This is a genomic window from Nocardiopsis terrae (assembly GCF_014651695.1).
GTDB lineage: Bacteria > Actinomycetota > Actinomycetes > Streptosporangiales > Streptosporangiaceae > Nocardiopsis > Nocardiopsis terrae.
On record NZ_BMXJ01000015.1, the window covers coordinates 1 to 4978 of the forward strand.

Here is a 4978-nt window from a genome sequence, read left to right on the forward strand (position 1 = left end):
CCCACAGGCACCGGACGCAAAGCACCATCCACCACATACACACGCGCGTTCCACACACCCGAACCAACCGGCACCACCACAGGCCACCCACCCACATCAGCCGGAAGGGTGTAGGCAGTCGCGGCGTGGGTCTCAGCCGGACCGTAGATGTTGTGCAGGCGCCGTCCCGGGACACGCGCGCAGAACTCCCGCACCGCCGGCCCCGCCGACAAAGCCTCACCTCCCTGGAACACATCGCGGAGCGAGGGGAGCCCGCTCGTCCGCCCGCGCTCCGTGTCCGCCAGGGATTCGATGACGACGTTCGGCGCGAAGAGCTCGTTCACCCCCTCGTCGTCGATCCAGACGGCAAGGTCCTCGGGGCTGGTTCGAACCTCCTCGGGAGGAATCACGAGGGTCCGTCCGGTGACCAGCGCGGCGAGGATCTCCTGGACGGAGAAGTCGAACCCGACCGCGGTGAACTGCGCGGTACGCACCTCCCCGTCGGCGGGGAACCTCCAGGCGTGCCATCCCAACAGGTTCGACAGACCTCGGTGAGGCATCACCACAGCCTTGGGGCGACCCGTGGACCCGGACGTGTAGACCACGTACGCGGGGCTCTCCGGGAGGTCCACGCGCTCCGGCTCAGCGACCGGACCGCCGTGGTCGTCCAACTGTTCCGGGGAGACGGCGTCGGCTCCGGCGGCACGCGCCGACGCCTCGTCGTTCGTGATCACGCAGACGGGCCGGGCGTCCCGGAGCATGAACGCGATCCGGTCGGCGGGGTAGTCCGCGTCGATCGGGAGGTACGCTGCTCCGCTCTTGAGCACCGCCAGGATCGCAACCACCATCTCGGGCGACCGCGGAAGAGCGATGGCGACGATACGGTCCTTTCCGGCCCCCCACGCGGCCAGCCGCCGAGCCCACGTCTCGGCCCGCTCGTCGAGCCGCTCGTACGTCAGCCGTTGCTCGCCGCACACCACGGCGTCGGCAGAAGGGGTGCGTTCGAGCTGGTGCGCGAACATCGTCGTCACCGGGACGTCGGACGCCCGGCTGTCCGCGTCGACCGCCCACTCCTGGAGCAGGCGGCGCCGTTCATCGTCGGCGAGCACGTCGACGTCGGCCAGTCGGGTGTCGGGCCGTTCGACCACGCTGAGGAGGACCCGGCGGAACCGGTCCACGAGCGCCCGAGCCGTCGAGCGCTCGAAGAGGTCGTCGCTGTACTCCAGGGCACAGTCGAGCCCTCCCCCGCCAGCGCGTTCCACGACGCTCAGGTGCAGGTCGAACTTGGCGACTCCGATGTCCACGGCGAACTCCTCGGCCCCCAGGCCGCCGAAGTCCGGCTCGGCTTCGTCGGCGTTCTGGAAGGCGAGCATCACCTGGAACAGGGGATGGCGTGCCATAGACCGTTCCGGGCACAGGCGTTCGACCAGCTTCTCGAAGGGCAAGTCCTGTCGGGCGTAGGCCGCGAGGCCCGTCTCGCGTACCCGCCCCAGCAGTTCGCGGAACGTCGGGTCGCCGGACAGGTCCGTGCGCAGCACAAGGGTGTTGACAAAGAACCCGACGAGATCCGCGAGCGCGGTGTCGGTCCGTCCCGCGATCGGGCTGCCGATCGGGATGTCCGTCCCAGCGCCGTGTTTGTTCAGCAGGGTCGCGAAGGCCGCCTGAATCACCATGAACACCGTGGCGCGGCTGCCTTCGGCCACGTCCCGAACCCGCTCGTGGACACCGGAGTCCAGATGGAACGTGACCGCGCCGCCCCGCTGCCGGGCGCGGGCCGGACGCACCCGGTCGGTGGGCAGCTGGAGCAGGTCGGGCACCCCGTCGAGCTCCGCGACCCAGTAGTCGAGCTGCTCACGCAGCGGCCCGTCCGGGTCGTCCTCGTCCCCGTGCAGCTCGCGCTGCCACAGGGTGTAATCGGCGTACTGGACGGGCAGCGGCTCCCAGTCGGGCCGCTCCCCCGCGCGACGGGCCGCGTAAGCCCTCCCCAGGTCACGGACGAGAGGGCGCCAAGACCACCCGTCCGCCGCGATGTGGTGCGTGAGCAACAGCAGGACGCTCCGGTCGGACCCGACCGTGAACAACCGCGCCCGCAGCGGCGGTTCCGTCGTCAGGTCGAAGGAGTCCAGTGCCGCCTCCGCGAGCGCACCCTCCAGTTCCTCATCGGATGTCGCGACGGTGCGGACGGGACCGGTGAGCTCACTGGGGTCCAGCACCCGCTGCCAGGGGGTGCCTTCCTCCTCCGGGAACACGGTGCGCAGTGACTCGTGGCGCTCGAGGAGGTCGCCGAACGCGGCCTCCAACGCCTCACGATCGAGTGGTTCGGCGAAGCGCAACGCCATCGGAATGTTGTAGGTCGGGCTCGGTCCTTCCAGGCGGTGCAGAAACCACAGGCGGAACTGGGCGTGGGACAGCGGTACCCGCTCGGGACGGGGGCGCTTCGTGAGCGGAGGCCGAGCAGGCGCCCCGTGGCCGACGCGACGTGCGAGGCCCGCGGGTGTCGGCGCGTCGAAGACGTCACGTACCTCCGGTTCGGTACCGAACTCGTCCTTGACACGCGCGATGAGACGGGCCGCCAACAGGGAGTGGCCGCCGAGGGAGAAGAAGTCCTCGTCGACGCCGACCGCCGCGAGCCCCAGTACGTCGGCGAACAGTTCGCACAGGACCCGCTCGGCGGGGCTGGTCGGCTCCCGACCTTCGTGCACGGGACCGCGATCGGGCTCCGGCAGAGCGGCACGGTCGACCTTGCCGTTGGGTGTGAGCGGGATGTGGTCGGTGATGACGATCGCGGACGGGACCATGTACGAGGGCAGGATCGCCGCCGCGTGTCCGCGCAGTTCTTCCGCGAGCTCTCTCGTGGGCGCGGCAGTCGTGGGCCGGTTCGTGTAGGCGCTCGGGGCCTTCAGCGGGACGTCGGGACGGCGCCAGGCGTCCGGACGGTCTCGGAGGTCGGACGTGTAGAGGACATCGATGGTGTCCCCCTCCGGTGCCTGACCCCAGGTGACGTAGGTGTGGAGGCCCGCGGAGCGGCCGATCTCCCAGAGCAGCTCCGGATCGACGGCCCCGCCCGGCCCGGGTGTGCGCAGAGCCGCGCGGGCCTCCTCCAGAGAGCCCTCCTCCAGCGCACGGCGCGCCGCGGCCTCACCCGCCAGCCGGGCGTTCGGAACACCCTCCACGCGTAGCAGCCCAGCGTGGTCGGCCAGCAGGGAGCGGACCTCTTCGACGTCGCCCAGGTCCTCGCCCCACACGTGGCTGTCGAGAAGGGTGTGCGCCCGCGACGCCGTGGTGCGGATCACGGCGTCGTAACGGTGCCGGGTCATCTCGTTGTGGGCGCGACCGCGGCGCAGTTCCAGCTCGGTTCCGGTGATCGCCGGCACCGCGTCGGTGAGGGCGGCGAAGAACTCCGGGTCGACCATGAGCTCCCGCTCCCGCGTTATCCCGTGCTCGGCGGCCGCGCGCACGGTGTCGGCGTCGGCGGTGTCGGCCGCGCCGTGCAAGGCGACCGCCGTGCGGAAGGTTCGAGCGAGGGTGCGGCGGCGCACGTCCCCGACGTAGACGCTGCCGCCAGGAGCCAGGTACCGCACCGCCGACCGCAGGACGCGCTCCAGGTACTCGGGACCCGGAAAGTACTGGACCACGGAGTTGAGGACGATGGTGTCGAAGTGTCCCTCGGGGAGCCCCTCGAAGTCGTGGGCCGCCCGTTCCTCCACTCGGGTGGTCGTCGCCAGGTCGGGGCGCTCGGTGAGACGTCCGCTCAGGTGTTCGACGGCCGACGGGGACAGGTCGGTCCCCAGATACTCCTCGCAGTGCGGCGCGACCCGGGCCAGGATCAGCCCTGTCCCGCAACCGATCTCCAGTACCCGGCGGGGGTTCAGCGCTAGGACCCGTTCGACCGTCGCCTCACACCACTCCGCCATCTCCTCAGCGGGGATGGGCGAACCCGTATAGCTGTCCGTCCAGCCGGAGAAATCAGAACCGAACTCCCCCGAGGGCTTGGAGTAGAACGCCTCCGACGTCGCGCGCCAACCATCGAGCACCTCGTGCTCCGGGGAGGCCCCGACCTCGGCGCGAGGGACGACATAGGCGACGAGTCGGTGGTCGTTCCCGGATTCGCGCCGCGCGACGACGGCGCCGCGTGCCACCGAGGAGTGACTGGTGAACACGCTCTCGACCTCGCCCGGTTCCACACGGTGACCGCGGATCTTGACCTGGTCGTCGGCGCGGCCGGCGAACCTCAGCTCGCCCGTCGAGGTCCAGCGCGCCAGATCACCCGTGCGGTACATCCGACCGCCGGAAGGCCCGAAGGGGTCAGCCACGAACCGCTCGGAGGTCAGTCCCGGTCGGCCGAGATAGCCGCGGGCGACACCGCGTCCGCCGACATAGACCTCTCCGACCACCCCGATCGGCGCCAGGCGGAGGTCGTCGTCCAGGACGTAGATCCGCGCGTTCGCGATGGGACGTCCCATGGACGGAACGACTGCGCCGGACAGGGGTGCGCTCTTCGACGCGCACACGGTGACCTCGGTCGGACCGTAACCGTTGATCATCTCCCGGTCTGCGGACCAGCGCTCCACCTGGTCCGAGGCGGTCGTGTCCCCGGCCACGACCAGAGTGACGCCGGGCGGGATCGCCCCATCGGGCAGGACCGGCAGAGCCGCCGGGGGAAGGATGAGCAGCGTGACCCCCGTCTCCGCGACGAGTTCGGCGAGCGCGGGTCCGGGCATCAGGCGCTCGGCGGGAGCGACCACCATCGTGCCGCCGGAGCACAACGGAATGACGAACTCCCACACCGCGGCGTCAAAGCTGACCGAAGCGAACTGGAGCATGCGTTCGCCCGGACCGAAACGGAAGTCGTCAATGAGCGGAACCACGACGTCCACGACGGCGCGGTGCGGAACGACGACGGCTTTGGGGCGGCCGGTCGAACCCGACGTATAGATCACATACGCCGGATGCTCGGCACACAACACCCCCGACCGCTCCCCATCACCCACGTCACCGT

General features: G+C 70.4%; 1 protein-coding gene. It reads right to left on the reverse strand.

Annotation, left to right across the window (positions count from 1 at the left end):
• The coding region (locus IE195_RS25960; protein WP_191276419.1) for an AMP-binding protein at positions 1-4919 on the reverse strand (4919 nt) is incomplete at its 3' end.
• Positions 4920-4978 lie beyond the last annotated feature (59 nt).